Annotated in this window: 20 protein-coding genes; 12 read left to right on the forward strand and 8 right to left on the reverse strand. The window is 66.7% G+C overall.

All coding sequences use genetic code 11. From position 1 onward, the window contains the following. Together pheT and JOE62_RS07000 are read left to right on the forward strand one after the other, a co-directional pair. On the forward strand, positions 1-2544 hold the full coding sequence (gene pheT / locus JOE62_RS06995) for a phenylalanine--tRNA ligase subunit beta (RefSeq protein ID WP_204721418.1): 2544 nt from the start codon (positions 1-3) through the stop codon (positions 2542-2544). Positions 2545-2700: 156 nt separating this feature from the next. Further along, on the forward strand, positions 2701-2910 hold the full coding sequence (locus JOE62_RS07000) for a hypothetical protein (RefSeq protein WP_038993684.1): 210 nt from the start codon (positions 2701-2703) through the stop codon (positions 2908-2910). Here the strand turns inward: JOE62_RS07000 and JOE62_RS07005 are convergent. Both JOE62_RS07005 and JOE62_RS07010 read right to left on the reverse strand, forming a co-directional pair. Beyond that, positions 2907-3389, reverse strand: a complete 483-nt coding sequence (locus JOE62_RS07005; RefSeq protein WP_204721420.1) for a GNAT family N-acetyltransferase — start codon at positions 3387-3389, stop codon at positions 2907-2909. The genes JOE62_RS07000 and JOE62_RS07005 overlap by 4 nt on opposite strands. Positions 3390-3649: 260 nt before the next feature. Then, complete coding sequence (locus JOE62_RS07010; RefSeq protein WP_204721422.1) at positions 3650-4171, reverse strand: phosphoribosyltransferase; 522 nt, start codon at positions 4169-4171, stop codon at positions 3650-3652. A gap of 295 nt (positions 4172-4466) precedes the next feature. On the opposite strand from JOE62_RS07010, the gene JOE62_RS07015 reads away from it, so the two are divergent. Beyond that, positions 4467-5981 (forward strand): DUF5129 domain-containing protein, encoded by a 1515-nt coding sequence (locus tag JOE62_RS07015; RefSeq protein ID WP_204721423.1) that lies wholly within the window; start codon positions 4467-4469, stop codon positions 5979-5981. Then, entirely contained in the window at positions 5981-6661 is a 681-nt protein-coding gene (locus JOE62_RS07020; RefSeq protein WP_204721425.1) for a 4'-phosphopantetheinyl transferase family protein, read from the forward strand. The genes JOE62_RS07015 and JOE62_RS07020 overlap by 1 nt, the downstream gene beginning before the upstream one ends. A 47-nt stretch (positions 6662-6708) precedes the next feature. Here JOE62_RS07020 and ppk2 read toward each other — a convergent pair whose 3' ends face one another. The 5 genes from ppk2 to JOE62_RS07045 all read right to left on the reverse strand — a co-directional run bounded on the left by ppk2 (position 6709) and on the right by JOE62_RS07045 (position 15062). Continuing rightward, positions 6709-7605, reverse strand: a complete 897-nt coding sequence (gene ppk2, locus JOE62_RS07025) for a polyphosphate kinase 2 (RefSeq protein ID WP_204721427.1) — start codon at positions 7603-7605, stop codon at positions 6709-6711. A gap of 132 nt (positions 7606-7737) precedes the next feature. Next, on the reverse strand, positions 7738-9039 hold the full coding sequence (locus tag JOE62_RS07030; protein WP_204721429.1) for a M1 family metallopeptidase: 1302 nt from the start codon (positions 9037-9039) through the stop codon (positions 7738-7740). A 13-nt stretch (positions 9040-9052) separates the two neighbouring features. Next, the gene (locus tag JOE62_RS07035) at positions 9053-12988 is read right to left on the reverse strand and encodes a Pls/PosA family non-ribosomal peptide synthetase (protein WP_204721431.1); all 3936 of its coding nucleotides are present in this window, start codon (positions 12986-12988) and stop codon (positions 9053-9055) included. A 165-nt stretch (positions 12989-13153) separates the two neighbouring features. After that, on the reverse strand, positions 13154-14077 hold the full coding sequence (locus tag JOE62_RS07040; protein WP_204721433.1) for an amidohydrolase family protein: 924 nt from the start codon (positions 14075-14077) through the stop codon (positions 13154-13156). 16 nt (positions 14078-14093) lie between these two features. Beyond that, on the reverse strand, positions 14094-15062 hold the full coding sequence (locus JOE62_RS07045) for a quinone oxidoreductase family protein (protein WP_204721435.1): 969 nt from the start codon (positions 15060-15062) through the stop codon (positions 14094-14096). A 217-nt stretch (positions 15063-15279) separates the two neighbouring features. On the opposite strand from JOE62_RS07045, the gene argC reads away from it, so the two are divergent. From argC to JOE62_RS07080, 7 genes are all read left to right on the forward strand, one after another. Further along, on the forward strand, positions 15280-16311 hold the full coding sequence (argC, locus tag JOE62_RS07050; protein ID WP_204721438.1) for an N-acetyl-gamma-glutamyl-phosphate reductase: 1032 nt from the start codon (positions 15280-15282) through the stop codon (positions 16309-16311). Beyond that, a complete protein-coding gene (gene argJ / locus JOE62_RS07055) occupies positions 16308-17522 on the forward strand; it encodes a bifunctional glutamate N-acetyltransferase/amino-acid acetyltransferase ArgJ (protein WP_204721440.1) in 1215 nt (404 codons plus the stop codon). Before argC ends, argJ begins: the two co-directional genes overlap by 4 nt. Positions 17523-17544: 22 nt before the next feature. After that, positions 17545-18507, forward strand: coding sequence for an acetylglutamate kinase (gene argB / locus JOE62_RS07060; protein WP_204721442.1), 963 nt, complete (start codon positions 17545-17547; stop codon positions 18505-18507). After that, positions 18504-19769 carry an acetylornithine transaminase gene (locus tag JOE62_RS07065; protein WP_204721444.1) on the forward strand — a complete coding sequence of 422 codons (1266 nt, stop codon included), beginning with the start codon at positions 18504-18506 and terminating at the stop codon, positions 19767-19769. Before argB ends, JOE62_RS07065 begins: the two co-directional genes overlap by 4 nt. A gap of 52 nt (positions 19770-19821) precedes the next feature. Continuing rightward, entirely contained in the window at positions 19822-20781 is a 960-nt protein-coding gene (gene argF / locus JOE62_RS07070; RefSeq protein WP_204721446.1) for an ornithine carbamoyltransferase, read from the forward strand. Position 20782: 1 nt separating this feature from the next. After that, complete coding sequence (locus JOE62_RS07075) at positions 20783-21286, forward strand: arginine repressor (protein ID WP_038993670.1); 504 nt, start codon at positions 20783-20785, stop codon at positions 21284-21286. Positions 21287-21372: 86 nt separating this feature from the next. Beyond that, positions 21373-23340, forward strand: coding sequence for an HNH endonuclease signature motif containing protein (locus tag JOE62_RS07080; protein WP_204721448.1), 1968 nt, complete (start codon positions 21373-21375; stop codon positions 23338-23340). Positions 23341-23421: 81 nt separating this feature from the next. Here JOE62_RS07080 and JOE62_RS07085 read toward each other — a convergent pair whose 3' ends face one another. Next, positions 23422-23973 (reverse strand): macro domain-containing protein, encoded by a 552-nt coding sequence (locus JOE62_RS07085; RefSeq protein WP_204721450.1) that lies wholly within the window; start codon positions 23971-23973, stop codon positions 23422-23424. A 253-nt stretch (positions 23974-24226) separates the two neighbouring features. Between JOE62_RS07085 and argH the strand changes: the two genes are divergently transcribed. Beyond that, positions 24227-25642: an argininosuccinate lyase gene (gene argH / locus JOE62_RS07090; RefSeq protein WP_204721452.1), complete on the forward strand. Its 1416-nt coding sequence runs from the start codon at positions 24227-24229 to the stop codon at positions 25640-25642. Positions 25643-25752: the final 110 nt, after the last annotated feature.

The following is a 25752-nucleotide window of genomic DNA, read 5'->3' on the forward strand; positions in this document are numbered from 1 at the left end:
ATGCGTATTCCACTATCTTGGCTGCGCGAGTACGCGCAGGTACCAGCCGACGCCTCGGCTGAAGACGTCATGGCAGACCTGGTCAAGGTCGGCCTGGAGGAAGAAGACGTCCACCGCCCATCGGATGAGCTCTCGGGCCCCATCGTTGTCGGCCAGGTCCTGTCCCTGGAAAAGGAAGTCGCGTCCAACGGCAAGACCATCAACTGGTGCCAGGTCCGCGTGGTTCCCGAAGGCGCCGAGCAAACCCTGGCCGGCAAGGGCATCGACCCGTCCGGCGTGCAGGGCATCGTGTGCGGAGCGCACAACTTCGTGGAGGGCGACAAGGTCGTTGTCACCCTGCCCGGCGCCGTGCTGCCCGGGGACTTCAAGATCTCCCCGCGCAAGACCTACGGGCACACCTCGGCCGGCATGATCGCCTCCAGCCGCGAGCTGGGCATCGGCGAGGACCACGACGGCATCATCGTGCTCTCCCGCCTGGGCCTGGACCCCGAGCTGGGCACCGATGTACTGGAGCTGTTCGGATTGCGCGATCAGGCGGCGGAAATCAACGTCACCCCGGATCGCGGCTACTGCTTCTCGATCCGCGGCGTAGCCCGCGAGTACGCGCTGGCCACCGGCACCTCCTTCACCGATCCGGCATCGAAGGTGGTCGTCTCCGACGCGGCAGAAGCCGGCCATGAGGTCGTGCTGGCAGATGAGGCGCCGATCTACGGCGTGCCTGGCTGCACCCGCTTCGTGACCCGCGAGGTCACCGGCATCGACCCGAGCCGTCCCACTCCGCGCTGGATGGCATCGCGCCTGCAGCTGGCCGGCATGCGCTCGATCTCGCTGGTGGTCGACATTTCCAACTACGTGATGCTTGAACTCGGCGCGCCGCTGCACTTCTACGACGCTGACAAGCTGACCGGTGCCATCACCGTGCGCCGTGCCTCCGCAGGGGAGAAGCTCACCACCCTGGACGGCAAGGAACGCGAGCTGTCAGTTGAGGACCTGCTGATCACCGACGAGTCCGGCGCCATTGGCATTGCCGGCGTCATGGGCGGCGCGGCCACCGAGGTCTCGGATTCGACCAGCCGCGTGCTGATCGAAGCCGCCCACTTCGATGCCGTGTCCATCGGCCGTTCGCGCCGCAGCCACAAGCTGCCGTCCGAAGCCTCCAAGCGCTTCGAGCGCGGCGTGGACCCACACGTCATGCAGATCGCCGCGCAGCGTGCCGTGGACCTGCTGGTGGAGCTGGCCGGCGGCACCGAGACCGCCAAGGTCACCGATGCAGGCCAGATTCCTGCCGACACCACGATCCAGCTGCCGGCCGGTTTCGCCGGCGCACTGGTCGGCGTGGACTACACCGACGAGCAGACCATCACCGCGCTGGAAGGCATCGGCGCAAGCGTCGAGCAGAACGCCGAGGGCTTCGCGGTCACCGCGCCAAGCTGGCGCCCGGATCTGGCCATCAAGGAAGACCTGGTCGAGGAAGTAGCCCGCGTCGTCGGCTACGACAAGATTCCGGCAACCCTGCCGGTGGCACCTCCGGGCCGCGGCCTGACCCGCACCCAGTCCCAGCGCCGCCGCCTGCTGCAGGGATTGGCGGATGCCGGGCTGACCGAGGTCTTGAACTACCCGTTCGTTTCTGAAGCGCAGAACAGCACCTTCGGTGCCGCGCAGGCGGGGACCGAGGTGAAGTCCATTGCGCTGGCCAACCCGATCTCCAAGGAATTCCGCTTCCTGCGCACCTCGCTGCTGCCAGGCCTGCTGGACACCGCACGCCGCAACATCGGCCGCGGCTTCCGCGATCTGGCGTTGTACGAGGGCGGACTCGTCTTCCTGCCAGGTGAGCAGCTGGGCTCCTCGGTGCTGCCTCCGCTGGGCGCCAAGCCAAGCGATGAGGTCCTGGCCGAGCTGTTCAATGGCGTCCCGAACCAGCCATGGCACCTGGCCGCAGTGCTCACCGGCCGCGAGGCAACGCCTGCCGCCGGCTTCGCCCCGCGTGCTTGGGACTGGACCGACGCACTGGATGCCGCCTATTGCGCGGCGGATATCCTTGGCGTTGAGCTGGAAGTTGCCCAGGGCAGCCACCAGGCCTTCCATCCGGGCCGCGTCGCGGCGCTGAAGGTTGCCGGCGAGGTCGTTGGCTACGCCGGGGAACTGCACCCGGCGCTGCTGAAGGATGCGGACCTGCCAGCGCGAACCGTCGCCATGGAACTGGACGCCGCTGCCATGATGGCCGCTGCACCTGCAGTGGTTGCCGCCCAGCAGCATCTGTCCACACAGCCGCTGGCTACCCAGGACGTGGCACTGGTTGTCGACCAGGACGTCGTGGCCGGCGATGTGCGCGACGCGCTGCGTGAAGGTGCCGGTGAACTGCTCGAAGACATCGCGCTGTTCGACGTGTACCAGGGCCAGGGCATCGAAGACGGCAAGAAGTCTCTGGCCTTCGGCCTGCGTTTCCGTGCCGCCGACCGCACCTTGACCGCCGATGAGGCGTCCGAGGCCCGCGCCGCCGCGGTGGCCGTGGCTACTGAGAAGTTCGGTGCCACCCAGCGCTAGGCCCTGAATGTGACGTATGCCCTGCTGCTTTTCCGGGATTCGGGATAAGCAGCAGGGCATTTCGCATTGTGGCCGTGCACAGGGACTGCATGTTTGAGGCCTACACTTGGTCTGGGATGAACCGATACGGCGACGAGATGCAGCAGGAGGCTGGAAGTGAAGGGATTGCGTTCTTGCGGTGCTGTGCTGCTGGTGTTCTTCCTCGGCATCTTGGCCGTTGCAGTGCTCATCGCGGCCGGATGGGCGGCGGTGCTGTTCATCCAGCGCGGCGCAGGAACCCACCTCGATGAGCCGCCCACCCCGAGCGTTTCGGTGGAGGAAGAAGCACCCGATCCGCTTCGCCCCTCGGAAACGTTCACGCCCTAGCTGGCTGGCGGCATCGGAACGGTGGGCATAGCCCGTGTCAGCGTAATGAGCCCGGGTCCTTCCTTCGCCTGGGCGATGAACCCGTAGCGGGCAAGCACTTTCAGCGACGCGATATTCGAGTCGTCCACCCGTGCGATGAAAGCGCTGCGGCCGGATTCCTGCAATAGTGAGAGCCCTTCGCCGACGACTGCCCTCGCCAGGCCCTGGCCCCAGTACTCCGGGTCGATCCAATAGCCGATTTCCGTGGCCTGCCCGCGTTCGGTAGCGGTGAAGAGGCCAACCGGTGACTTCTGGCGGCGGGCGATGAACCAGGAGATCGCCGGATCGCTCAGGGCGTGCTCCACGCGTTGCACGGTGTATTCACGGCTCCAGGAGCTGCCGTCTCCGATGAAACCTGTGACGCGCTCATCTGCCGCAAGGCGTGCAACGAAATCCGTATCTGTCGTGGCCATCGGCGTAAGCACCAGTGAAGGACCCATGGCTTCAGCCTATGCCGGTTCGGCAGGAGGGCAAGCTTCGTTTCACGAGCCAAGCGGTTTCATGGCAAGAACCGTCGGTTCCCAGTAAAGACGGCCATGGCTTGGACGGGAGACCGAAATTTGGACTTGATCTGATTGAGTCGCACCGAGTTTGCGGGCATTGCTTGGAACACAGGCCTCTTCCATTCCCGTGGCAGGCCCGGCAAAACAAAAGCAGGGAACGACGAATTTTCGTCGTTCCCTGCTGAAGTTGAAGAACTTTACTTGGCTCCGCCAGCTGTAACCGGTGGCAGATCCGACCATGGGAAGGTAATCCACTTGTCGGTGCGGCGCCATTCGTAGTCCGGGACCATGATGGTGCGTGGCTTGGTGTACAGGCAAACGGTCTTGACATCGGCGCCCCAAGCGGACACCAGATCGACGACCTTTTCAAGGGTCCGGCCGGAGTCGGAGACGTCGTCAACGATCAGGATCTTCTTGTCGCGCAGGTGGCCGTCATCAAGCATTGGGGGAAGAACCACTGGTTCAGGCAGGACGGTGCCGATGCCGGTGTAGAACTCCACGTTCAGCGCACCGCAAGCCTTGACACCCAGGGCGTAGGAAATGGATCCGGCGAGCAGCAGGCCGCCTCGGGCAACTGCCAGGACGATGTCTGGCTCGAAGCCATCGTCGACAATGGTCTGTGCCAGCTCGCGGGAAGCCGCACCGAAGGTGTCCCAGGTGAGGATTTCGCGCTCTGGTTCTGAAAGGACGGATGCCCCTGAATCGTCAATGCTAGTCATTCTGCAATTTTATCCCCGAATTCGTGGCAGCGATGCACAGTTGAAACCGACCGTTCACTTTTTCCTGCTGAGCCCGGAGGATTCCCATCCGCTGATTAGGCATGAATAGGCAGGCAATGGACCGGCTTGAGGAATCCATCACTTTTGGCGAAATCAGGCCTGGCGCCAGCGCATGGCGGGCTCGATGTGCCAAAAGCCGTCTTAATGATGACCCGTGCCGCATCCATGATCGCTAGTATGGGGAGAAAGGCCATCAGCCGGAGATAATCCGGAATCCCCATGAAGGAGACGCAACGTGAGCCCACGAACCTGGAGCATCCGGATAGCCGGTGCCGCAGCCATTCTCTCCTTGGGACTGGCAGGGGCGTTGCCTGCTGCGCATGCGGCCACCGGAGTGCAGGTCGCTGCGGGGCAGAACCTGGAATCTGTCACCATCGATGACTCCACGGGCAAGCTCAATGAGCAGAGGCTGCGTGATGCATTGGACGAACTCGATTTCAATGAGCCGACCGATGTGGCGATCTACGCCCGTAACGGGGAATACTCCGACGACATCAATACCGAAACTCTTGACTACGCCAAGTCGACGCATCCCGAATGGATTTCCGGCAAGCCCGAAGACTACGGCGACTACTGGGCCGATGGCCTGTTCATCATCACCTTGTCCATCGAAGGAGAGGGAGACGGACAGATCGGCACTTACTTTGGCGAAGACCGCAAAGTTTCCGAGAGCTCCATGGAGAGCATCCACGAGGCCGGCTACGACGATTTCAACCTGTCCCGCTGGACCGACGGCGTCATCGCCGTAGCCGACAAGGCATCCGCGATCATGAATCGTCCCTGGTACCAGCACCCTGCCTTGTGGATTACCACCGGCATCGGTGGACTTGTTGCCGCCAGCGTCGGCGGAGCCGTGCTGCATACCCGGTCGACACGGCGGAAAACTTTCGCCGAAGAATTGCAGCAGGGAACCGTGCACCTGACCAACGTCACGATGGATCTGGAAGAAACCGAACTGGCGGCCCGTACATTGCCGACCGCTTCAGGGCATGCAGCCGAGCTGGAACAGCGCTTCAGCAAGTTCACGGCCAAATACCGTGATTGCTTCGAAGCGCAGCAGTCGCTGGAGCAACAGAGCAAGAAAGAGCGTTCGGGCACCAACGGCGTGCGCCAGGCCAAGGAATTCCGAGAGTCAACCCAGTCCTTGGACCTGACGGATGACGCCATCATTGCCGCGGCCGCGCTCTATACCCGTTCGGCCTCATGGCAAGATGCCTGGCATACGCAGACCAAGCCACTGGAAGAAGACCTGGACGATATCCGTGAATTGCTCAATGACGTCGAACCGGAGCTGAAGGGCAGTGCTGCCGCCTTGGCTTCCTACCGGGAAACTGCAACCACCGAGCTCAACACGCTGACGGCGCAGCTGACGGATGAATCGATCACCGTGGACCAGGCGCTTGATGGATTATCCACATTGCGTGCGGAGCTGACCGAAAAGCTGGACGTCTTCGCCCAAGCGCAAATCGAGGTGTACGCGGAGAATGCGGAAGAGAAAGCCGATATGCAGTCGGAGCTCAAGAAATCCCGGTACGAAACCCGTGCCTATGACGGCCGTTCTGGAACCATCCTGGATGTCCTGAATCCCGCATCGATGTATTGGCGGGTGAGCGGCTACCACCACGGATATTCTTCAGGCGTCAGCGCAGTAACTGCCTCGCGTGAAGCGGCGAGCTCCTCCGGCGGAGTATCCAGCGGCTACTCCGGTGGCGGTAGCTTCTCGGGCGCTGGCGGATCCTCCCGCTTCTGATGAAATCCAGCAAGATCTTCGCGGACCTGTTTCCGCCGTCGGTGCGGGTCGTTGAGACCCGCATCGAGCTGGAGGAAGGCCCGTACTATCCCGAAGAAGAACGGTACATCGCCGATGCGGTGCCCGAAAGGCAGCGTGAATTCCGCACCGTCCGGGTGTGCGCTCGCCGAGCCCTTCGAGAACTGGGCCATGAAGGTGCTGCCCTGGTCCCGGATGAGAAGCGGGCACCAATCTGGCCAGCTGGCGTTGCCGGGAGCATGACCCACTGCGCGGGCTTCCGGGCAGCCGCGGCAGCTTCCACGAATGATATCCGTGGCGTGGGCATCGACGCCGAGCTGCATGTCCCGCTGCCAGAAGAAATCCTCGACATCATCTTGCTTCCCGAAGAGCGGCCGATGGTCGAAGACCTATCGGCACGCTATCCGGATATCGCCTGGGAGCGGCTGATCTTCAGCGCCAAGGAAAGCGTCTTCAAGGCCTGGTTTCCGCTGACCAGGCAGTGGCTGGATTTCCTGGAATGCCGAATTCTCATCGATGCGCCAGCACGCCGATTCCAAGCCCGCATCCGGGCCCTGCGACCGGCTGCCGCCGAGCATGGCCTCACCGTGATCGACGGACGCTGGATGGCCGAAGGACCACGCGGCCGGGGGCTGCTGGGGACTAGCGCCATCGTGCCCTAGCAGCGGTGCGCCAACCTAGCACGCATCAGCACGCACTAGGGGCAGCGCTAGAACTCTTCGCCGTGGGTAATCACCTTCGCGGCACGACCCACGATTTTCGGATCGGGAGAGCCCACCAACTCATGGTCCTTGCCGGTGTAGTCGAAAAGGTTCAGCACATGACGCATCGCCTGCAAGCGGGCGCGCTTCTTGTCGTTGGACTTCACCACGGTCCACGGGGCATGCTCCGTATCGGTCTTGAGGAACATCTCCTTCTTGGCGTGGGTGTACTTGTCCCATTTATCCAGGGACTGCAGATCCATGGGCGAGAGCTTCCACTGGCGGACCGGATCGATGCGGCGGATGGTGAAGCGGGTCAGCTGCTCGCTGGCGGACACGGAGAACCAGAACTTCACCAGGTCGATGCCCTCATCGACCACCATCTTCTCGAAGGCGGGCGTCTGGTCCAGGAAGTGCTCCGCCTGGGCCTCGGTGCAGAATCCCATCACCCGTTCGACGCCGGCACGGTTGTACCAGGACCGGTCGAAGAGCACGATCTCCCCAGCCGAAGGGAAATGCTGCACATAGCGCTGGTAGTACCACTGGGTGGACTCGCGTTCGCTCGGCTTTTCCAATGCCACCACGCGGGCGCCGCGGGGATTCAGGTGTTCGGTGAACCGCTTGATCGTGCCGCCCTTGCCGGCGGCGTCGCGGCCCTCGAAAACGATCATGATCCGGCGGCCATGGGCCTTGGCCCACTTCTGCAGCTTCAGCAGTTCGATCTGCAGCGCGCGCTTTTCCACCTCGTAGGTGGCGCGATCCAGCTTGTGGTCGTAGGGGTAGTTCTCCCGCCAGGTATCGACGATGCTTCCATCGGCGCGGACCAGCACCGGATCGTCATCGTCGTCATCGAGGACGGAATAGCCCCGGAAGGCTTCATCAAGCAGCGGCATCTGAACAGTCATGCACCGACCGTAGAATTTTCCGGTGAACAGCAAGTGAACAAATGCTGAACATGACCAAGCCAGAGGGCAATTTGTGATGAAAGGCAACCGCCCTGCGTCCCTTGCGGCTACGACCGGCCCGCCGCGCACTGATCAAGCAGGGAAGGGTGGCAGGTCCTCGGAGAACAGCCAGGCATCAAGGATGGCCTGGATGTCGTGGGCCGGCGCGTAGCTGCCCAAAAGCCCAGCGAACTTCTGCGTGCTCACCGTCGAATGCTGGTACGTGGCGGTCCATTCGCGAAGCATAGTGTAGAAGCTGTTCTCGCCCAGCTTTCGCAGCAGCGCATACAGCGCTAGCGCGCCGCGCTTGTACACCCGGTCATCGAACATGTCCTCGGGCCCCGGGTCGCCGACCAGGATGTCCTGCGGCAAGGAATCGAGCATCTCCCACGCCTGCTTGGCGCGTTCGGCCAACGGCAACACCTCGGCGTGATCGGAGTACACCCACTCGCTGAAGCAGGCGAAGCCTTCGTTGAGCCAAATATCCTTCCAGCGGCCCGGGGTCAGCGAGTTGCCGAACCACTGGTGCGCGAACTCATGGGCGATCAGCCGCTGGGCTTCCCACTGCAAGGACAGGTGGTTCTTGCCGAAGATGCTCAGCCCCTGGGCTTCGAGCGGGATCTCCAGCTCGTCGTCCACCACCACGATCTTGTAGCTCCCGAACGGGTACGGGCCGAACTTGCGCTCGAACAGCTCCGCCATCGCCGCCTGCTTCGCGAACGCGCCGCGGACCGGCAAATCGGAGCCCGGGACCGCGTACGCCACCAGGTGGCCGCCTTCATCGAAGGGAATCTTCGAATAGCGGCCGATCTGCAAGGTCGCCAGATAGCTAGCCATCGGCTCATGCTGCTCGTACACCCAGGTTTCCCGGCTGGCCGAGCGGCGGTGGTCCACCAGGTGACCGTTGGCCACCACGCGGTATCCGGCATCCGCCGAGACCTCGAAGCGGTAGCTGGACTTGTGGCTCGGGTGGTCGTTGCACGGGTACCAAGTCGCCGCGCCCACCGGCTGGCCGGAGACCAGCACCCCGTCGGTGAGCTCTTCCCAGCCGAGTTCGCCCCACGGCCCATTCTCGGGTTGCGGGCTGCCGGCGTAGCGCAGGTTCAGCTCCACGCGCTCGCCGGCCTTCAGCACCGCGGGCAGCGCGACCACCATCCGGTGGTGCTTCTTGGCCACCGCCACCTTGCGTCCCTGGCAGGTGGCCTTGATGATCTTCAGGCCGCTGAGATTCAACGCGACCTCGCTGATGTCCTCCACTGCGCGGATGCGCAGCATGGCTCGGCCATCCAGCAGGTTGCTGGCCAGCTTGATCACCAGCGACAGGTCGTAGTGCTCAACCGTGTACTTCGCCGACCCGTGGTGCTTGGTGTATTCGTCGAGAATGTGATGGGGCATGGGTGGGGATTCCTCAGGCTTGCTGGTCAACGGGCTGCTCGGCGCCGCGTGGGTGCTCGATGTTCCAGCGTACCGCCGGATTGCCGCGCCAGTAGGTATTGGCCGGCAGCACCTCGCCGCGCAGCACCAGGCTTGCAGGCCCGGTGGTGGTGCCCTCGCAAATCCGTGCGGCGGGCAGGATCACGCTGTGCGGGCCGAGCGTGGCCCCGGCGCCCAGGGACACCGCGTCGATGGACATGATGCGGTCGTGGAACAGGTGGGTCTGCAGCACGCAGCCGCGGTTCACCGTGGCATGGTCTTCCAGCGTCACCAGGTCCGCTTCCGGGAACCAGTAGCTTTCGCACCACACGCCGTGCCCGATCTTCGCCCCTTGCGCGCGCAGGAACCAGACCAGCGCCGGGGTGCCTGACGCCAGGCGGGCGAACCACTGCGCGCAGACCAGCTCGGTGAACGAGTCCACCATTTCGGTGCGCCAGATGAAGGAGCTCCACAGCGCATGCTCCCCGGGACGGATCACTCCGACCACCAGCCACTTAGCGGCCACGGCCACCAGCGCGGCGATAGCCCCGGCGGCCACCAGCACGGCCCCGGAGAGCAGGATCGCCGCCAGCGGTCCGGCGTAGGAGGCCAGGGCGGAGAGCGCAAAGAGCACGCCGCCGGCAATAGCTACGGTGGTCAGCACCGCCAGTCCGCGGGTCAGCTCCCAGGCCGCGCGCATCACCTTGAGCTTGAGGGTCGGGCGGTAGGTCAGATCGCTGTTGCCTTCCACGGTGGTGCGGCGCAGCTTATGCGGAGGCGAGCCGATCCACGAGGTGCCGGCCTTCATCTTCTTCGGCGTGGCCGAGAGCACCGCGATCAGCGAACGCTTGGGCACCCGGCGCCCGGCATGCAGGATTCCGGAGTTGCCCAGGAAGGCCTTCTTGCCAACGCGGACCGGTGCGATGTGCATCCACCCGCCGCCCAGCTCGTAGGAGGCGACCATGGTGTCATCGGCCAGGAAGGCGCCGGAGGAAATGGTGGTCATCTTCGGGATGAGCAGCACCGTGGAGATCTCCACATCGCGGCCCACCTTCGCCCCGAGCAGGCGCAGCCAGATCGGGGTGAACAGCGAGGCGTAGAGCGGGAAAAGCTGGTCGCGGGCGGTATCCAGGACCCGTTCGGTGGCCCAGGCCTGCCAGCCCACCCGGGAGGTCACCGGATGCCAGCCTTCCACCAGGCCGATGGACAGCAGCCTGATGATCACGATGACCACCACCATGGTCGACAGGAACCACACGGCCGCGCCCAGGGCCACGGCCGGAATGAACAGCCAGCCGATGCCGGTCAGCGACTGCGCCGAGCGCAGCATCGGGGCGATGGCCAGCAGCGCCGCGATGACAGGGATCCACTGGGCCAGGTTCAATGCGAGCGAGCCGAGTCCGCCCAGCACGCGGGGCAGCTTCTTGTACTCGGGTTCGGCCAGCGGCCACTTCGGCTTCGCCTTGCCCTCGCGCTGCGCCGGAGAGCCGGCGTAGCGCGAATGGCTGCGCGCCGGCCCGTAGATGGCGGATCCGGCTTCCACGATGGTGTGCGCGCCGATGGAGGCGCCGGGTGCCAGGGTGCTGCGCGCCCCGATGGAGGCATGCGCGCCCACCTCGATGGCGCCCACATGCAGCTTGTCGCCGTCGATCCAGTAGCCCGAGACATCCACCTCGGGCTCGATGGTCGCCCCGGGGCCGACGGTGAGCAGTCCGGTGACCGGCGGCAGGGTGTGCAAGGTGGCGGTGCGGTCGATCTTCGCCCCGAGCATCCGGGCGTACCAGGGCAGCAGCGGAGCCGAAGCCAGGGACACCGGATCCACCACATCGGCAATGTGCTGGGCCAGCCACAGCCGCAGGTGCATCGAGCCAGAGCGCGGGTAGGTGCCCGGCACCAGGCCGCGCAGCAGCAGCTTGGTGGCGGCGATGGACAGGCCCATGCGCCCGATCGGGGTCACGAAAACCAGCCACAGGCCGGCCAGCACGTACCAGGGCACCGGCAGGGCAGCCTCGAATACGCCGAGGGCGAGAAGCAGCAGGTGGCCGAGCATCAGGTAGGTGAACCAGCGCAGGCCCGAAAGGATGAACAGCGGGATGGAGACCAGGGACTGGGCCCACTGGGTTCCGCGCTTGGTGCGCGTGACGGTGCGCGGTTCGGCCGGGGCGGCGGCCTGCTGCTGCCCGCCGAGGTATTCCACCAGGGCGCCAAAGCGCGGGTAGTCATAGAGCTGGGCGACGGTCAGATCCGGGTAGCGGGCGCGCAGGGCCGAGACCAGCTGGGCCGCTGCCAGCGAGCCGCCGCCGGAGGCGAAGAAATCGGCGTCCATGCCGGTCGCCGGGGCGCCCAGGGCGCCGCGCCAGGCCTCGGCAATGAACTGGCCGGTGCCATCGAGCTCCGGCAGGCTGCCGGCATCGGCATCATCCCCGGCGCCCGGCAGCGGCCAGGGCAGCGCGTTGCGGTCCACCTTGCCGCTGGTCTTCATCGGCAGGGTGTCCATCACCGCCAGGATCGGCACCATCGGAGCTGGCAGGTCGGTCAGCAGCGTGGTGCGCGCCGCGGCCAGGTCGTAATCCGCGGCGGCCTGCAGGTAGCCGACCAGCACCTTGTTGCCGGTGGCGGTTTCGCGCACCGCCACCGCGGCGGAGGAAACTTCGGGAAGGGAATTCAGCGCGGCATCGATTTCGCCCAGCTCGATGCGCCGGCCGCCGATCTTCACCTGGTCGTCCACGCGGCCGATGAAGATCAGGCCCAACGGGTCGTTGACCACCATGTCGCCCGAGCGGTAGGCGCGATCCCAGCCCAGGGTGGGCATCGGCGCGTACTTCTCGGCGTCCTTCTCCGGATCCAGATAGCGGGCCAGGCCCACGCCGCCGATGATCAGCTCGCCCGATTCGCGCTCGGCCACCGGGATCCCGTCGGGGTCGACCACGGCCAGGTCCCAGCCGTCCAGCGGCAGGCCGATGCGCACCGGCACGCTGCCATCCATAGTGGCGCCGCAGGCCACCACGGTGGCCTCGGTTGGCCCGTAGGTGTTCCACACTTCGCGGCCCTCGGTGGCCAGGCGTCCGGCCAGTTCCGGAGGGCAGGCTTCGCCGCCGAAGATCAGCAGGCGCACCGTTTCCAGCGCCTGCGCCGGCCACAGCGCGGCCAGCGTCGGGACGGTGGACACCGCGGTGATGGAACGGGAAATCAGCCAGGGGCCCAGGTCCATGCCGCTGCGCACCAGCGCGCGCGGGGCAGGCACCAGGCAGGAGCCGTTGCGCCAGGCGATCCACATTTCCTCGCAGGAGGCGTCGAAGGCCACCGACAGCCCGGCCAGCACGCGGTCGGTGGTGTTCAGCGGATCGCCGGGAAGGAACATCTTCGCTTCGGCGTCCACGAAGGCGGCGGCCGAACGATGGGTGACCGCGACGCCCTTGGGCTTGCCGGTGGAACCGGAGGTGAAGATGATCCAGGCGTCGTCTTCAAGGCCGGGCATGCGCGGGGCGGGGAAGGGCTTGGGGCGCTGCGCGCTGGCCACGATCGTGTCGGTGCCCTTGACGATGCCTGACACCTGGGCCTCGGTGAATACGGTCTTGGCACGCTCATCGGGGTCGTCGGCGTCCACCGGGACATAGGCGGCGCCGATCCACATGATCGCGAGGATCCATTCGTACAGGTGCCGGGTGCCCGATTCCACGCGCACGCCGATGCGGTCGCCCGCGCCAAGGCCCTGCTCGTGCAGCCGCCGGGCCTTGTCCTTGACCTCGTCCAGGAGTTCCGCGTAGCTTTCCACGCGCTGCCCGTCGTCGATGGCCGGCGCATCGGGGTGGGCTTCGGCGGTGGCCTGCAGGATGTCCATGAGGGTGCGCGCAGGCGGCGCCAGGGCACCGGAGGGGAACTGGGGTGGGTGGATTGGTGCATCCGGCGCTGGAGTTTGTCCGTTATCCATGCTGATCGGATCCGTCCCTTCACTAAAGAGCGTGTCGGTCCGCTGGGGGAGAGCGGTCCGGAAGTGAAGCGGATCCTGGAGGGGTGGAACGCGGGGTTCCATCAACCATTAAAGCGTGCCGCGGGCGGACCGCCGCAAGAATATGGTTGAACTGTCATACATCTCTCAACTGTTGCGCACCGCCTGCAGCAGCCTGCGCGGGGTATCGTGCAGCACGTCGCGCATCCATTGGGCGCCCAGCGACCAGGATTCCAGCGCCTGGATCTGGTGGCTGTAGGAATAGGGGATATTCGGGAAGTCGGAGCCGAACACGATCTTGTGCGAGAGCCCGGCCACGAGCTGCGGATATTCCGCCGGCAGCGGGGCGATGCGGTTCATGAACCCGGTGCCCACCATGGTGGTATCCAGGTAGACGTTGGGGTTTTCTGCGGCCAGCTGCGCGAACTGCACGTAGTCGGGCAAGCCGGCATGGGCGATGACCAGCACCAGCTGCGGATGCCGTGCCACCAGTGCGCGGATCGGCTCGATCCCGGTGAACCGGCCGGCATGCGGCCCATGCCCGCAATGGATCACCACCGGCGTCTGGGCCTCGGCGACCAGCTCCCAGGCGCCTTCGAGCAGCGGATCGAGCGGGGTGAAGCCGCCTACCTGCACGTGCACCTTGAACAGCTGCACCCCCTCGGCCAGCGCGGCGCGCACCAGTTCGGCGGCCCCGGGCTCCGGGTAGAAGGTGCCCGAACAGATCGCCTCGGGATGGTGGTCCGCGAACTGCCGCGAATACTCGTTGAGCCAGGCGGCCATGTCCGGCCGGTGGGCATAATTCAAGGTGCCATAGGCGATCACGCCCAGTTCCTCCAGCGCGGTGACGCGCTGCGCTTCGGGCATCCGGTAGCTGATCGGCCACGGGTGCCCGGTGCGCTGCGCTTCGCCGTCGAAGTAGGACCAGACCTTGGCCAGCACGTTATCCGGCATGAAGTGCACATGCAGGTCGATCAGCCCCGGGATGCCCAGGGCCTGCAGGTACGCCGGCACCTCCTCGTCGGCGGCGGGGCCGATGCCGGCGTGCCGGCCGAGTTGCTGCTCGTTCATGGTTGGGGATCCTGCGCTAGGGAACCAGGATGATCTTGCCGGTGGTGGCCCGCGATTCCAGCGCGGCGTGCGCCGCGGCGGCCTCGGCCAGCGGGTACTCGGCACCGATGCGCACGTCGATCTGGCCGGCGGCGACCCAGCCGAAGATGTCGCCGAAGCGCCAGTGCAGCTCCTGCTCGGTGGCCAGGAAGTCGTCGAGCTTCGGACGGGTCACGCTCAGCGAGCCGCCGGCGTTCAGCCGCTGCAGGTTGAAGTCGGGCACCTGACCGGAGGCGCCGCCGAAGAGCACCAGGGTGCCGCGCCGGCGCAGCGCCGCCAGCGAGGTCTCGAAGGTGTCCTTGCCTATGCCGTCGTAGACCGCATGCACTCCCGCCCCGCCGGTGGCCTGCTCGACGGTGGCCGCCACCTGGTCGTAGTCCACCACGTAGTCGGCTCCGGCGGCCCGGGCCAGGTCCTTCTTCTCCTGGGTGGAGGCGGTGGTGATCACCGTCGCCCCCTTGAGCTTGAGCAGCTGGGTGAGGATCAGGCCCACGCCGCCGGCGCCGGCATAGGTCAGCACCACGTCGCCGGAGCGCACCATGTAGCTCGAATGCACCAGGTAGTGCGCGGTCATGCCCTGCAGCGGCAGCGCGGCGGCGATATTTAGGTTCACCGCGTCGGGCACCTTGCCTGCCCGCTTGGCCTCCACCAGCGCGTACTGGGCGTAGCCCCGGGAGCCGGAGGCGGTGGCCACCCGGTCGCCGACCTTGTAGTTCTGCACGCCGTCGCCGATCTGCTCCACCACGCCGGAGAACTCGGTGCCCGGGGTGAAGGGGTAGTCCACCGCGTACACGCCGCTGCGCTGGTAGGTTTCGATGAAGTTCACCCCGGTGGCGGCGATCTTCACCAGCAGCTGGCCCGGTCCCGGGGCAGGGACCGGGATTTCTGCCGGCACCAGTCCGCTGGCGCCGGAGGGTTCGTTGACCACGATGGCTTGCTGCTGCATGGAATGGCGCTCCTTGGCTCTGCAGGTCTCGAAACCCTGCGTATCTGGATCCCGGCGCTCGATGCGCTCGATGCGCTCGATGCCGGGCGGTCTCTACGGCCAGTGTAGGACTTCGGGCGGTCGTGCGGGCGCCGCGCGGGTGGGTGTCGGTTTACGTGACGAAGAATTTTATGCATATTTATTAGCTTGTGTGAATATTTCGCGGTAGAATCTGGTCATGACGATTTCAGTAGCTGTTTCCGGCGCCAGCGGATACGCCGGCGGTGAGGTCCTGCGCATCCTCGCGGCCCACCCAGAGGTAGAGATCGGCGCGATCACCGCGCATTCGCAGGCCGGGCAGCGCCTCGGCTCGATCGCCCCGCACCTGCATGCGCTCGCCGACCGGGTCCTGGCGGACACCACCGTGCAAAACCTCGCCGGGCACGACGTGGTGTTCCTGGCCCTGCCGCATGGAGCCTCGGCCGCCGTGGCCGCCGCCCTGCCCGAGAACACCCTGGTCATCGACGCCGGCGCCGACCACCGGCTGGAATCGGCCGCCGCCTGGGAGAAGTTCTACGGCTCGCAGCACGCAGGCTTCTGGCCCTATGGGCTGCCCGAGCTTCCCGGGCAGCGCCAGAAGCTCGCCGGCGCCAAGCGCGTTGCGGTCCCCGGCTGCTACCCGACCGGCGCGCAGCTGGCTTTGGCTCCGGGCTTCGCCGCCGGGTTGCTGGAAACCGACGACGTGGTCATCATCTCCGCCTCGGGCACCTCGGGCGCCGGCAAGTCGCTCAAGCCCCACCTGCTGGGCAGCGAGGCGATGGGCTCGATGAGCACCTACGGGGTGGGCGGCTCGCACCGCCACATCCCAGAAATGGAGCAGGGCTTCTCCAAGCTGGCTGGCGAAGATGTCACCGTCTCCTTCACCCCGACCCTGGCCCCGATGCCGCGCGGCATCCTGACCACCGCCACCGCGCGGGTGTTGCCGGGCGTATCCGCAGCGCAGCTGCGCGAGGCCTGGTCGGCCGCCTACGCCGGCGAGCTGTTCGTGCACCTGCTGCCCGAGGGCCAGTGGCCGACCACCGGCGCGGTGCTCGGCTCCAACCACGTCCAGCTGCAGCTGGCCTTCGACACGCACGCGAACCGCGTGATCGCCACCGCGGCGCTGGATAACCTGACCAAGGGCACCGCAGGTGCCGCCGTCCAGTCGATGAACATCGCGCTGGGACTGGAAGAAAACACCGGACTGCTCATGCAAGGAGTCGCACCGTGAGCCTCGCCTACACCCCCACCCGCCCCTCGGCATCCGGCACCGGCGTCACCGCCCCGGCAGGCTTCGAGGCCGCCGGAGTGCCGGCAGGGCTGAAGTCCACCGGCAAGAACGACGTGGTCGTGGTGCGCAACCTCGGACCGCAGTTCACCGCCGCCGGCGTGTTCACGTCCAACCGCGTGGCCGCAGCCCCGGTGCACTGGTCCAAGCAGGTGCTGGCCGACGGCCGCATCGACGCGGTCGTGCTCAACTCCGGCGGAGCCAACGCCTGCACCGGCGCCGAAGGCTTCGCCAACACGCATAGGACCGCCGAATACGCCGCCGAGCTGCTCGCGGTTTCCGCCGGAGATGTGGCGGTGGCCTCCACCGGGCTGATCGGCATGCAGCTGCCCATGGACAAGCTGCTGCCCGGCGTGCAAGCAGCGGCCAGCGCCCTGGCCAGTGACCAGAACGCCGCCGATCAGGCCGCCGCGGGCATCATGACCACGGACACCGTGCCGAAGCTGGTTTCCCGCATCGTCGGGGCCCCGGGCTCCGGCCAGGTGGTCATCGGCGGCATGGCCAAGGGCGCGGGCATGCTCGCCCCGGCGCTGGCCACCATGCTCGTGGTGCTCACCACCGATGCGCAGCTGACCGCCGAGCAGGCCGATGCGGCCCTGCGCGCCGCCACCGCGATGAGCTTCGACCGCGCGGATTCCGATGGCTGCATGTCCACCAACGACACCGTGCTGCTGCTGGCCTCCGGCGCCTCGGGCACCACCCCGGACCTGGGCGACTTCACCGCCGCGCTGACCGACGCCTGCTGCGAGCTGGCGGCGAAGCTGATCGAGGACGCCGAAGGGGCGGACCACACCATCGCGATCCGCACCTACAACGCCGCCACCGAAGACGACGCGCTGGAAGTCTCCAAGGCCGTCTCGCGCTCCAACCTGGTCAAGACCGCGGTCTTCGGCAAGGACCCGAACTGGGGTCGGGTGCTCTCCGAGGTCGGCACCACCAAGGCGGCTTTCGAGCCCGACGAGTTGAACGTGTCGATCAACGGCGTGATGGTCTGCAAGAACGGCGGGGTCGGCGAAGACCGCGACCTGGTCTCCCTCGAGGAGCGCAATGTGCGCATCGAGATCGACCTGAACGCCGGCACCGAGGAAGCGACCGTGCTGACCAACGACCTGACCCACGACTACGTCCACGAGAACTCCGCCTACTCCAGCTAGGCAGAAGCAAGGGAATTCAGCTATGGCCCACACCGCCCGCACCAACCTGGATACCGCCCAGTCCAAGGCCGAAGCTCTGATCGAGGCGCTGCCCTGGATCCAGCGCTTCGCCGGGACCACCATGGTCATCAAATACGGCGGCAACGCGATGGTCAACGACGAGCTGCGCCGCGCCTTCGCCGAGGACATCGTGTTCCTGCGCCACGCCGGGATCAACCCGGTCGTCGTGCACGGCGGCGGCCCGCAGATCAACAAGATGCTCGACACCCTCGGCATCGAATCCGAGTTCCGCGGCGGGCTGCGGGTGACCACCCCCGAAGCCATGGACGTGGTGCGCATGGTGCTCACCGGCCAGGTGCAGCGCGACTTGGTCGGCCTGATCAACTCGCACGGACCCTACTCGGTGGGCATGTCCGGCGAGGACGGCGCCACCTTGCAGGCGGTGCGCACCGGCACCATCGTCGACGGGCTGCCGGTGGATCTGGGGCTGGTCGGCGAGGTGACCCGCGTGCGCACCGACCAGGTCGACTCGCTGGTGGACGCCGGGATGATCCCGGTGATCTCCACCGTCGCTCCGGAGTTCGACGCCGACGGCGAGCCCACCGGTGCGGTGCTGAACGTCAACGCGGATACCGCCGCGGCGGCGCTGGCCACCGCGCTGGGCGCCGCCAAGCTGGTCATCCTCACCGACGTGGAGGGGCTGTACGCGGCCTGGCCGGACAAGTCCTCGCTGATCAGCTCGATCACCAACGACGAGCTGCGCACCATGCTGCCCAGCCTGGAATCGGGCATGATCCCGAAAATGGGCGCCTGCCTCAAGGCCGTCGACGAGGGCGTGGGCCAGGCCCACATCGTCGATGGCCGCCAGCCGCACTCGATGCTGCTGGAAATCTTCACCACCGCCGGCGTGGGCACCCAGGTGCTCCCCGCCGCCAACACACCAAGCAACACCGCTACGAACACCGCACAGAAGGACGCCAAGTGAGCGAGCACGCCGACCCCGCCACCGATTCCGCGCTGGCCGGCAGCGCAGCCGCCGAGGTTGCCGGGCTGAGCCAGCTCTCCTCGGCCGCCCTGGCCGAACGCTACTCCAACTCCCTGCTGGGCGTGTTCGGCGCCCCGCAGCGGGTGCTGGTGCGCGGATCGGGCTGCCACGTCTGGGACGCCGACGGCAACCAGTACCTGGATCTGCTCGGCGGCATCGCGGTGAACACCCTGGGCCACGGGCACCCGCTGCTCGCCTCGGTGATCTCCAGTCAGCTGGCCACCCTGGGCCACGTCTCGAACTTCTTCACCAGCCCCAGCCAGATCGCGCTGGCCGAGAAACTGCTGGAGATCTCCGCCGCCCCGGCCGGTTCCAAGGTGTTCTTCGCCAACTCCGGCACCGAAGCCAATGAGGCGGCGCTGAAGCTGACCCGGCGCAATGCCGGCACCGCCGAGGCTCCGCGCACCAAGGTGATCGCCCTTGAGCACGCCTTCCACGGCCGCACCCTCGGCGCGCTGTCGCTGACCTACAAGGAGAAGTACCGCGCCCCCTTCGCCCCGCTGCCGGGCAACGTGCACTGGATCGAGGCCGGGAACATCGAGGCGCTGCGCGCCGCGGTGGACGAGACCGTCTCGGCGGTGTTCATCGAGCCGATCCAGGGCGAGGCCGGGGTGCGGCTGCTCTCTGCCGAGTACCTGGCCGCCGCCCGGCAGATCACCCGCGAGGCCGGCGCGCTGCTGGTCTTCGACGAGGTGCAGACCGGCATGGGCCGCACCGGCTCGTTCTTCGCCTCCGCACCGGTGATCCCGGATGTGATGACGCTGGCCAAGGGCCTGGGCGGCGGCTTCCCGATCGGCGCGATGATCGTCTTCGGCGAGGAGAACACCAAGTGGCTGGCCCCGGGCGACCACGGCACCACCTTCGGCGGCAACCCGGTGGCCTGCGCCGCGGGCCTGGCGGTCATCCACACCATCGAAGCGCAGAACCTGCTGGCCCATGTGCGCACCACCGGCCAGTGGCTGCGCGAGCAGCTGGCGGGCATCGAGGGCATTTGTGCGGTGCGCGGCGCCGGGCTGCTCACCGCCTTCGAACTTCAATCCGCGAACGCGCCGAAGCTGGTGGCCGCGGCGCTGGATGCCGGCTTCATCGTGAACGCCACCGACGAGCGGACCATCCGCCTGGCCCCGCCGCTGGTGATCACCACCGAGCAGCTGGGCACCCTGATTGCCGCCCTGCCGCAACTGATCAGCGCGGCCAGCTAGCCGCCGGAATGAACCTCGCCACCACCCCTGAGACGAGCAAAGGAATCACCCCATGAGCGCAACCCGCCACTTCTTGACCGACCTGGATTTCACCCCCGACGAGCAGTCCAAGGTGCTGGATCTGGCCGCGGCGATGAAGGCCGACAAATACGGCTACACCCCGTACGCCGGCCCGCAGACCGTCGCGGTCTTCTTCGACAAGACATCCACCCGCACCCGGGTCTCCTTCCACGCCGGCATCGCCGAACTGGGCGGCTCCCCGCTGATCATTAATTCCGCCGACTCGCAGCTGGGCCACAAGGAGTCCATCGCCGACTCCGCCAAGGTGCTTGAGCGCATGGTCTCCACCATCGTGTGGCGCACCTTCGCCCAGTCGGGCCTGGAGGAAATGGCCGCGAATTCCTCGGTGCCGGTGATCAACGCGCTGTCCGACGACTACCACCCCTGCCAGCTGATCGCCGACCTGCTCACCGTGCGCGAGCACAAGGGCAAGACCAAGGGGCTGACCATGAGCTACCTGGGCGACGCGGCGAACAACATGGCCAACTCCTACCTGCTGGCCGGGGTGACCGCCGGCATGCACGTGCGCATCGCCGGTCCCGAGGGGTACCTGCCCGAGGCGCGCATCGTCGAGGCCGCGCAGCAGCGCGCCGCGGAAACCGGGGGATCGGTCACGATCACCACCGATGCCGCCGCCGCGCTCGCCGACGCCGACGTGGTCGTCACCGACACCTGGGTCTCCATGGGCCAGGAGGACGAGAAGGAAGCACGGCTGAAGCTGTTCACCGGCTACTCGGTGACCGCCGAAGCGATGAAGCTGGCCAAGGACGACGCGATCGTGCTGCACTGCCTGCCGGCCTACCGCGGCTACGAGATCGACGCGGAGGTGATCGACGGCCCGCAGTCGGTGGTGTTCGACGAGGCCGAGAACCGCGTGCACGCGCAGAAGGCGGTCATGACCTGGCTGATGGTCGCTTCAGGCCTGGCAGAAGACGACCGGGTGGAGCTCTAGGATGTCCGCCCAGCCCAGCACCAAGACCGCCCGCCAGGCCCGCATCCGCGCCTTCTTGGGAAACAACTCCGTCAAGTCCCAGGCCGAGCTGCTGGGCTTGCTCAAGGAGGACGGGCTCGAAGTCACCCAGGCCACGCTCTCGCGCGACCTGGTGGAAATCGGCGCGGTGCGCATCCGCGACAACTCCGGCCAGCTGATCTACGCGGTGCGCCAGGAGGGCGGGGACCGTTCCCCGCAGACCGCGATCACCCAGGAAGTGCTCGACGCGCGCCTGGCGAAGATCTGCGCCGAGCAGCTGGTCACCGCCGAAGCCAGCGGCAACATCGTGGTCCTGCGCACCCCGCCAGGCGCCGCGAACCTGCTGGCCCTGGCCATCGACCACTCGCAGATGCCCTCGATCCTGGGCTGCATCGCGGGGGATGACACCATCATGCTCACCACCCGCGCGGTCGACGGCGGCGCCGAAGTCGCCGCCCGCTTCCTGCAGCTGGCAGAGCCCCGCTAGGCGCTAGCGCCCAAGCCGCCGCGAACTTGTCCACAGTTCGCGGCGGCTTTGCCATGCCCGCCCCCGTAGCGCCGGAGGATCGGTGCATGGAACAACACGAACACGCCGGCACCCAAGGCACCGCAGGGCCTGCCGAGCCGGCCACCGGCCTGGGAGCCGTATTGGCCAGCACCGCAGAGCAGCTGGCCAGCGGAACCCCGCTGGATGCGGCCAGCCTGCTGCGTGCCGAGGCCGCGTGCCTGAACCTGTTCCAGCACCTCGGCGCCCAGGCCTCGCGCAGCACCGATCCGCGCCTTGCCCTGGCCCACGCCCACTTCACCGAAGCCTTTGGCCAGCAAGCCACCCGCGCCCTCATCATCGCCGCAAGCCTGGTCGAAACCACCGCCGCCCACGCCCTGGACCTCGATGAATTCGACCACCTGCGCGCGGGCACCACCGATTTCAGCGCCCCGCCCCAATTCGCGCCCGGCCGCACCGTCTACCTGGATGCCGCCACCGTGCTCTCGCAGCTGCTGGACCTGAACTATTTCGAGGCCGACCGCCGCGTCAAGGACGCCCACCTGGTCCACGCCCGCAAGGACATCTCCGGCACCGCCTGCGCCCCGCGCTTCACCCTGATCGCCGAGCACTTCGCAGCCCCCGCCCCCGGCCTGCTGGATGCCGGCTCGGCCACCGCCGGCACGAGTACCGCGGCGTCGTCCGCGCCCGCCGCCTGGGCCTTGCCGGAGCTGCACAACGCCCCGGACCCGCGCGAAGTGCTGAAAACCGCCCGTGCGCTGGACAAGTTCGAACCCGAAGACACCACCTTCGACGGCTTGCCCACCGCGGCGACCGCCAGGGCCGCCGACGGCGTCTTGCTGGAGGAGCACGCCGCCGCGCACCTGAAGGAAGACCGGATCCGCATCCGCCAAAAGCGCATCAACGGCTTGATCAAGGACTACAAGGACGCGCACGCTCAGGGCAAGACCCCGAAACTGGGCCTTTTCCGCGGCAAGGTGGTCAACGGCGTGCATGAATTCATCGTGCGCGTGCGGGAGATCGACGCGGAACTCTGGGAATGGCTGATCACGCAGGCCGACAACAAGCGCACCAAGGCCGGGGCCGCCGCCCGCCAAGCCGCAGACGCAGCAGATGCCGCCAGCGATGACCCGGCAGACGGCCAACGCTCCGGCAACAGCAGCTCAAATCAGCAACCCGGAGATGCCGGCGGTCCAGCGGCCACCGGGCAGCCCACCGCCCGCAACGGAACAGAAGCCGCCGACGAGCCTGGCCGCGGGAACGATCGGCCAGCGCGCAATGGCACGACCGGGCAGGACGAGGCGTCCGACCGCCTCTGGCACAGCGGCCAACCTGCCCCGGACTGGGCGGGCATTGAGCCGGATGCCCCGCCAGAAGAATCCCCGCCAGGCGAAACCCCGTCAGGTGATGCCCATCCGGATCCGGACCCGCCGGGTAGGCCGAATCCGCAGGACCAGCTACCGGGGCTGCCGGACACCTGCTCGGTGCCCGAACGCCGACTCAACGCGCTGAACGCGATCCTGCGCCATACTGGCAGGGAAAGCAACGGCCAACGCATCATCCCCGAAATCGTGGTGCACGCGCACCTCGAAGATCTCCAGGATCTCGCATCGCTCACCGGCGTCAGCGCCCACGGCGTGAAAATCCCAGCGCCGCAGCTGCGCACCATGCTCTGCGAAGCGAAAGTGCTCAGCCCGATCTACGACGCTGACGGGATGGTCATGGACATCGGCCGCGACGCCAGGTACTTCCCGCGCTGGATGAAGCTTGCCGCCCGCGACCGGGACGGCGGTTGCCTGGTCCCTGGCTGCACGCAGGACCCGGCCCTGCTCGAATTCCACCACTTCAGGCCATGGGCCAAGGGAGGCCGGACCCGGCTCCAGGACTGCTGCCCGCTGTGCGCAGCGCACCACACCATGGTCCACAGTGGCTACCTGAAAGTGGTCAAGGTCAGGGGACTGCCCCACATCATCCTGCCCAAGCACCTCGATCCGCTGCAACTGCCGCAACGCAACGCCTATTTCGCCCGAACCTAGCTGCCTGACCTGGCAAAACTGCCGCGCACTCGGTACCAAGTGCGCGGCAGTTTTCGTGCGTTGATGCCCGTCGGGAGGCGATCAGGCGGCAAGTTCCTCCACGGCGTCAAGCGAGAATGCGCGCTCGAAAGCTGCCTGTACCTCGTCGGTATGGGCCACCAGAATGATCTTGTGGATCGGTGAAATGTGCTTGTTGGTCTCGACCCACCGGCTGATAGCTGCGTGGGCGATGTCGGCAACCTGTTCGGGATCCCATCCGAAGGCACCTGCGCCAATCGCCGGGAACGCGACCGAGTGGGCCTCATGGCGGGCCGCGACGTAGAGGGAGTTCACGAAGCAGTCATCGAGGATCTTCGGGTTCGGCTTGATCAGTGCCAGATTCGGAGCCGCGGTGTGCACGACCCACTTGGCCCTCAGATTTCCGGCCTTGGTGATGACGGCAATACCCGAGGGGATCCCGTCGGGGTAGCGGTTGGCGCGAATCTCCCGGCAGGCGGCCAGCAGGCTGGGGCCGGCAGCTGTATGGATGGCGCCATCGACGCCGCCTCCACCGAGCAGCGAAGGATTAGCCGCATTGACGATGGCATCAACATTCAGGGTGGTGATATCGCCCCGGTACAGCTGGATTTCCATTTGGTACCTCCGAAGAACGTTCCGTATCGGCTTTATGCTCACACCATACGCCCGGGCGCTGAGGACTGGAAGAGGCAAAACATAAGGTTTCCTGCGTGTTCCAGAACTCCATCGATCCTCGCCGCGCACGCCACGGCGGAAATCATGTAATGCATGAATCGGCACAACTTTGCATAAATATGAGTTGTATTGCATAAAGTTTTGCTAGAGTTGGGTGCAGTGCAACTTTTTTACCGGCAGAAAGGAACGGGCCATGGCCTCGTCAACAAATGAAGGATCGCTCTGGGGCGGTCGCTTCTCCGGCGGCCCAGCGGATGCAATGGCAGCGCTGAGCAAGTCCACCCACTTCGACTGGCGCCTGGCCAGCTACGACATTGCCGGATCCCGCGCCCATGCCAAGGTGCTCAATCGCGCTGGCCTGCTCACCGATGCCGAGCTGGCAGACATGATCACCGCGCTGGACCAGCTGGAAGCAGATGTGCTCTCCGAGGCCTACGTTGCGGCGCCCACCGACGAGGACGTCCACGGCTCGCTGGAGCGTGGGCTGCTGGAGCGCGCAGGAACCACCCTGGGCGGCAAGCTGCGCGCCGGCCGTTCGCGCAATGACCAGATTGCCACCTTGGGCCGCATGTTCCTGCGCGACCACGCGCGGATCATCGCCCGCGGCGTGATCGACACCCTCGACGCCATGGTCCAGCAGGCCAAAGCGCACCCGTATGCGCCGATGCCAGGCCGCACCCACCTGCAGCATGCCCAGCCGATCCTGCTCTCGCACCTGCTGCTGGCCTACTCCTGGCCGCTGCTGCGCGACGTGCAGCGCCTGATCGACTGGGACAAGCGCGCTGCCGTCTCGCCCTACGGCTCCGGTGCGCTGGCCGGCCAGACCCTGGGCCTGGATCCGAACTTCGTCGCCGCCGAGCTGGGCTTCGACTCCGCCGTGCACAACTCGATCGACGGCACCGCAGCCCGCGACGTGTTCGCCGAATTCTCCTGGATCGCCGCCATGATCGGCGTGGACCTGTCCCGCGTGAGCGAAGAAGTCATCCTCTGGGCCACCAAAGAATTCAGCTTCGTAAAGCTGCATGACTCCTTCTCCACCGGCTCCTCGATCATGCCGCAGAAGAAGAACCCGGACATCGCCGAGCTGGCCCGCGGCAAGGCAGGCCGGCTGATCGGCGATCTGACCGGGCTACTGGCCACGCTCAAGGCGCTGCCGCTGGCCTACAACCGCGACCTGCAGGAAGACAAGGAGCCGGTGTTCGACGCCGCGGACACCCTGGAACTCCTGTTGCCTGCGGTCGCCGGAATGATGGGCACTCTGACCTTCAACACCGAGCGCATGGCCGAGCTGGCCCCGCAGGGCTTCGCGCTGGCCACCGACATCGCCGAATGGCTGGTCCGCCAGGGCGTGCCGTTCCGCGACGCCCACGAGTTGTCCGGCGCGGCCGTGCAGCTGGCCGAATCTCGCGGCGTGGAACTGTGGGACCTGACTGACAAGGACTACGCCGGCATCTCCGAGCACCTGACCCCTGCAGTGCGCGAGGTGCTCTCCACCGAGGGCTCGCTGAACGCCCGCAACGGCCAGGGCGGCACCGCCCCGAGTGCCGTCGCGGCGCAGCTGGCAGAGTTCGAACGCCAGCTGGCGCAGATCAAGGACTGGGCCAAGTAGCACCGGGCACGCAGCCTGAGCGAAGCTGCAAGCGGCCGCCGATCGGGAAGAATCCCGCCCGGCGGCCGCTGCCGTTTCAACCACGGCATCCTGCCCTTGCGCACTTGCAC

Source organism: Glutamicibacter nicotianae (genome assembly GCF_016907615.1).
GTDB lineage: Bacteria > Actinomycetota > Actinomycetes > Actinomycetales > Micrococcaceae > Glutamicibacter > Glutamicibacter nicotianae.

Bases quoted from the DNA above. Each gene is read 5' to 3' on its own strand.
- JOE62_RS07080 (WP_204721448.1), top strand. From the start codon at position 21,373: ATGGAACAACACGAACACGCCGGCACCCAAGGCACCGCAGGGCCTGCC.
- JOE62_RS07030 (WP_204721429.1), bottom strand. From the start codon at position 9,039: ATGCCCCATCACATTCTCGACGAATACACCAAGCACCACGGGTCGGCG.
- JOE62_RS07035 (WP_204721431.1), bottom strand. From the start codon at position 12,988: ATGGATAACGGACAAACTCCAGCGCCGGATGCACCAATCCACCCACCC.
- argC (WP_204721438.1), top strand. From the start codon at position 15,280: ATGACGATTTCAGTAGCTGTTTCCGGCGCCAGCGGATACGCCGGCGGT.
- JOE62_RS07010 (WP_204721422.1), bottom strand. From the start codon at position 4,171: ATGACTAGCATTGACGATTCAGGGGCATCCGTCCTTTCAGAACCAGAG.
- JOE62_RS07075 (WP_038993670.1), top strand. From the start codon at position 20,783: ATGTCCGCCCAGCCCAGCACCAAGACCGCCCGCCAGGCCCGCATCCGC.
- JOE62_RS07045 (WP_204721435.1), bottom strand. From the start codon at position 15,062: ATGCAGCAGCAAGCCATCGTGGTCAACGAACCCTCCGGCGCCAGCGGA.
- argF (WP_204721446.1), top strand. From the start codon at position 19,822: ATGAGCGCAACCCGCCACTTCTTGACCGACCTGGATTTCACCCCCGAC.
- JOE62_RS07005 (WP_204721420.1), bottom strand. From the start codon at position 3,389: ATGGGTCCTTCACTGGTGCTTACGCCGATGGCCACGACAGATACGGAT.
- pheT (WP_204721418.1), top strand. From the start codon at position 1: ATGCGTATTCCACTATCTTGGCTGCGCGAGTACGCGCAGGTACCAGCC.
- argB (WP_204721442.1), top strand. From the start codon at position 17,545: ATGGCCCACACCGCCCGCACCAACCTGGATACCGCCCAGTCCAAGGCC.
- ppk2 (WP_204721427.1), bottom strand. From the start codon at position 7,605: ATGACTGTTCAGATGCCGCTGCTTGATGAAGCCTTCCGGGGCTATTCC.
- JOE62_RS07085 (WP_204721450.1), bottom strand. From the start codon at position 23,973: ATGGAAATCCAGCTGTACCGGGGCGATATCACCACCCTGAATGTTGAT.
- JOE62_RS07040 (WP_204721433.1), bottom strand. From the start codon at position 14,077: ATGAACGAGCAGCAACTCGGCCGGCACGCCGGCATCGGCCCCGCCGCC.
- JOE62_RS07020 (WP_204721425.1), top strand. From the start codon at position 5,981: ATGAAATCCAGCAAGATCTTCGCGGACCTGTTTCCGCCGTCGGTGCGG.
- argH (WP_204721452.1), top strand. From the start codon at position 24,227: ATGGCCTCGTCAACAAATGAAGGATCGCTCTGGGGCGGTCGCTTCTCC.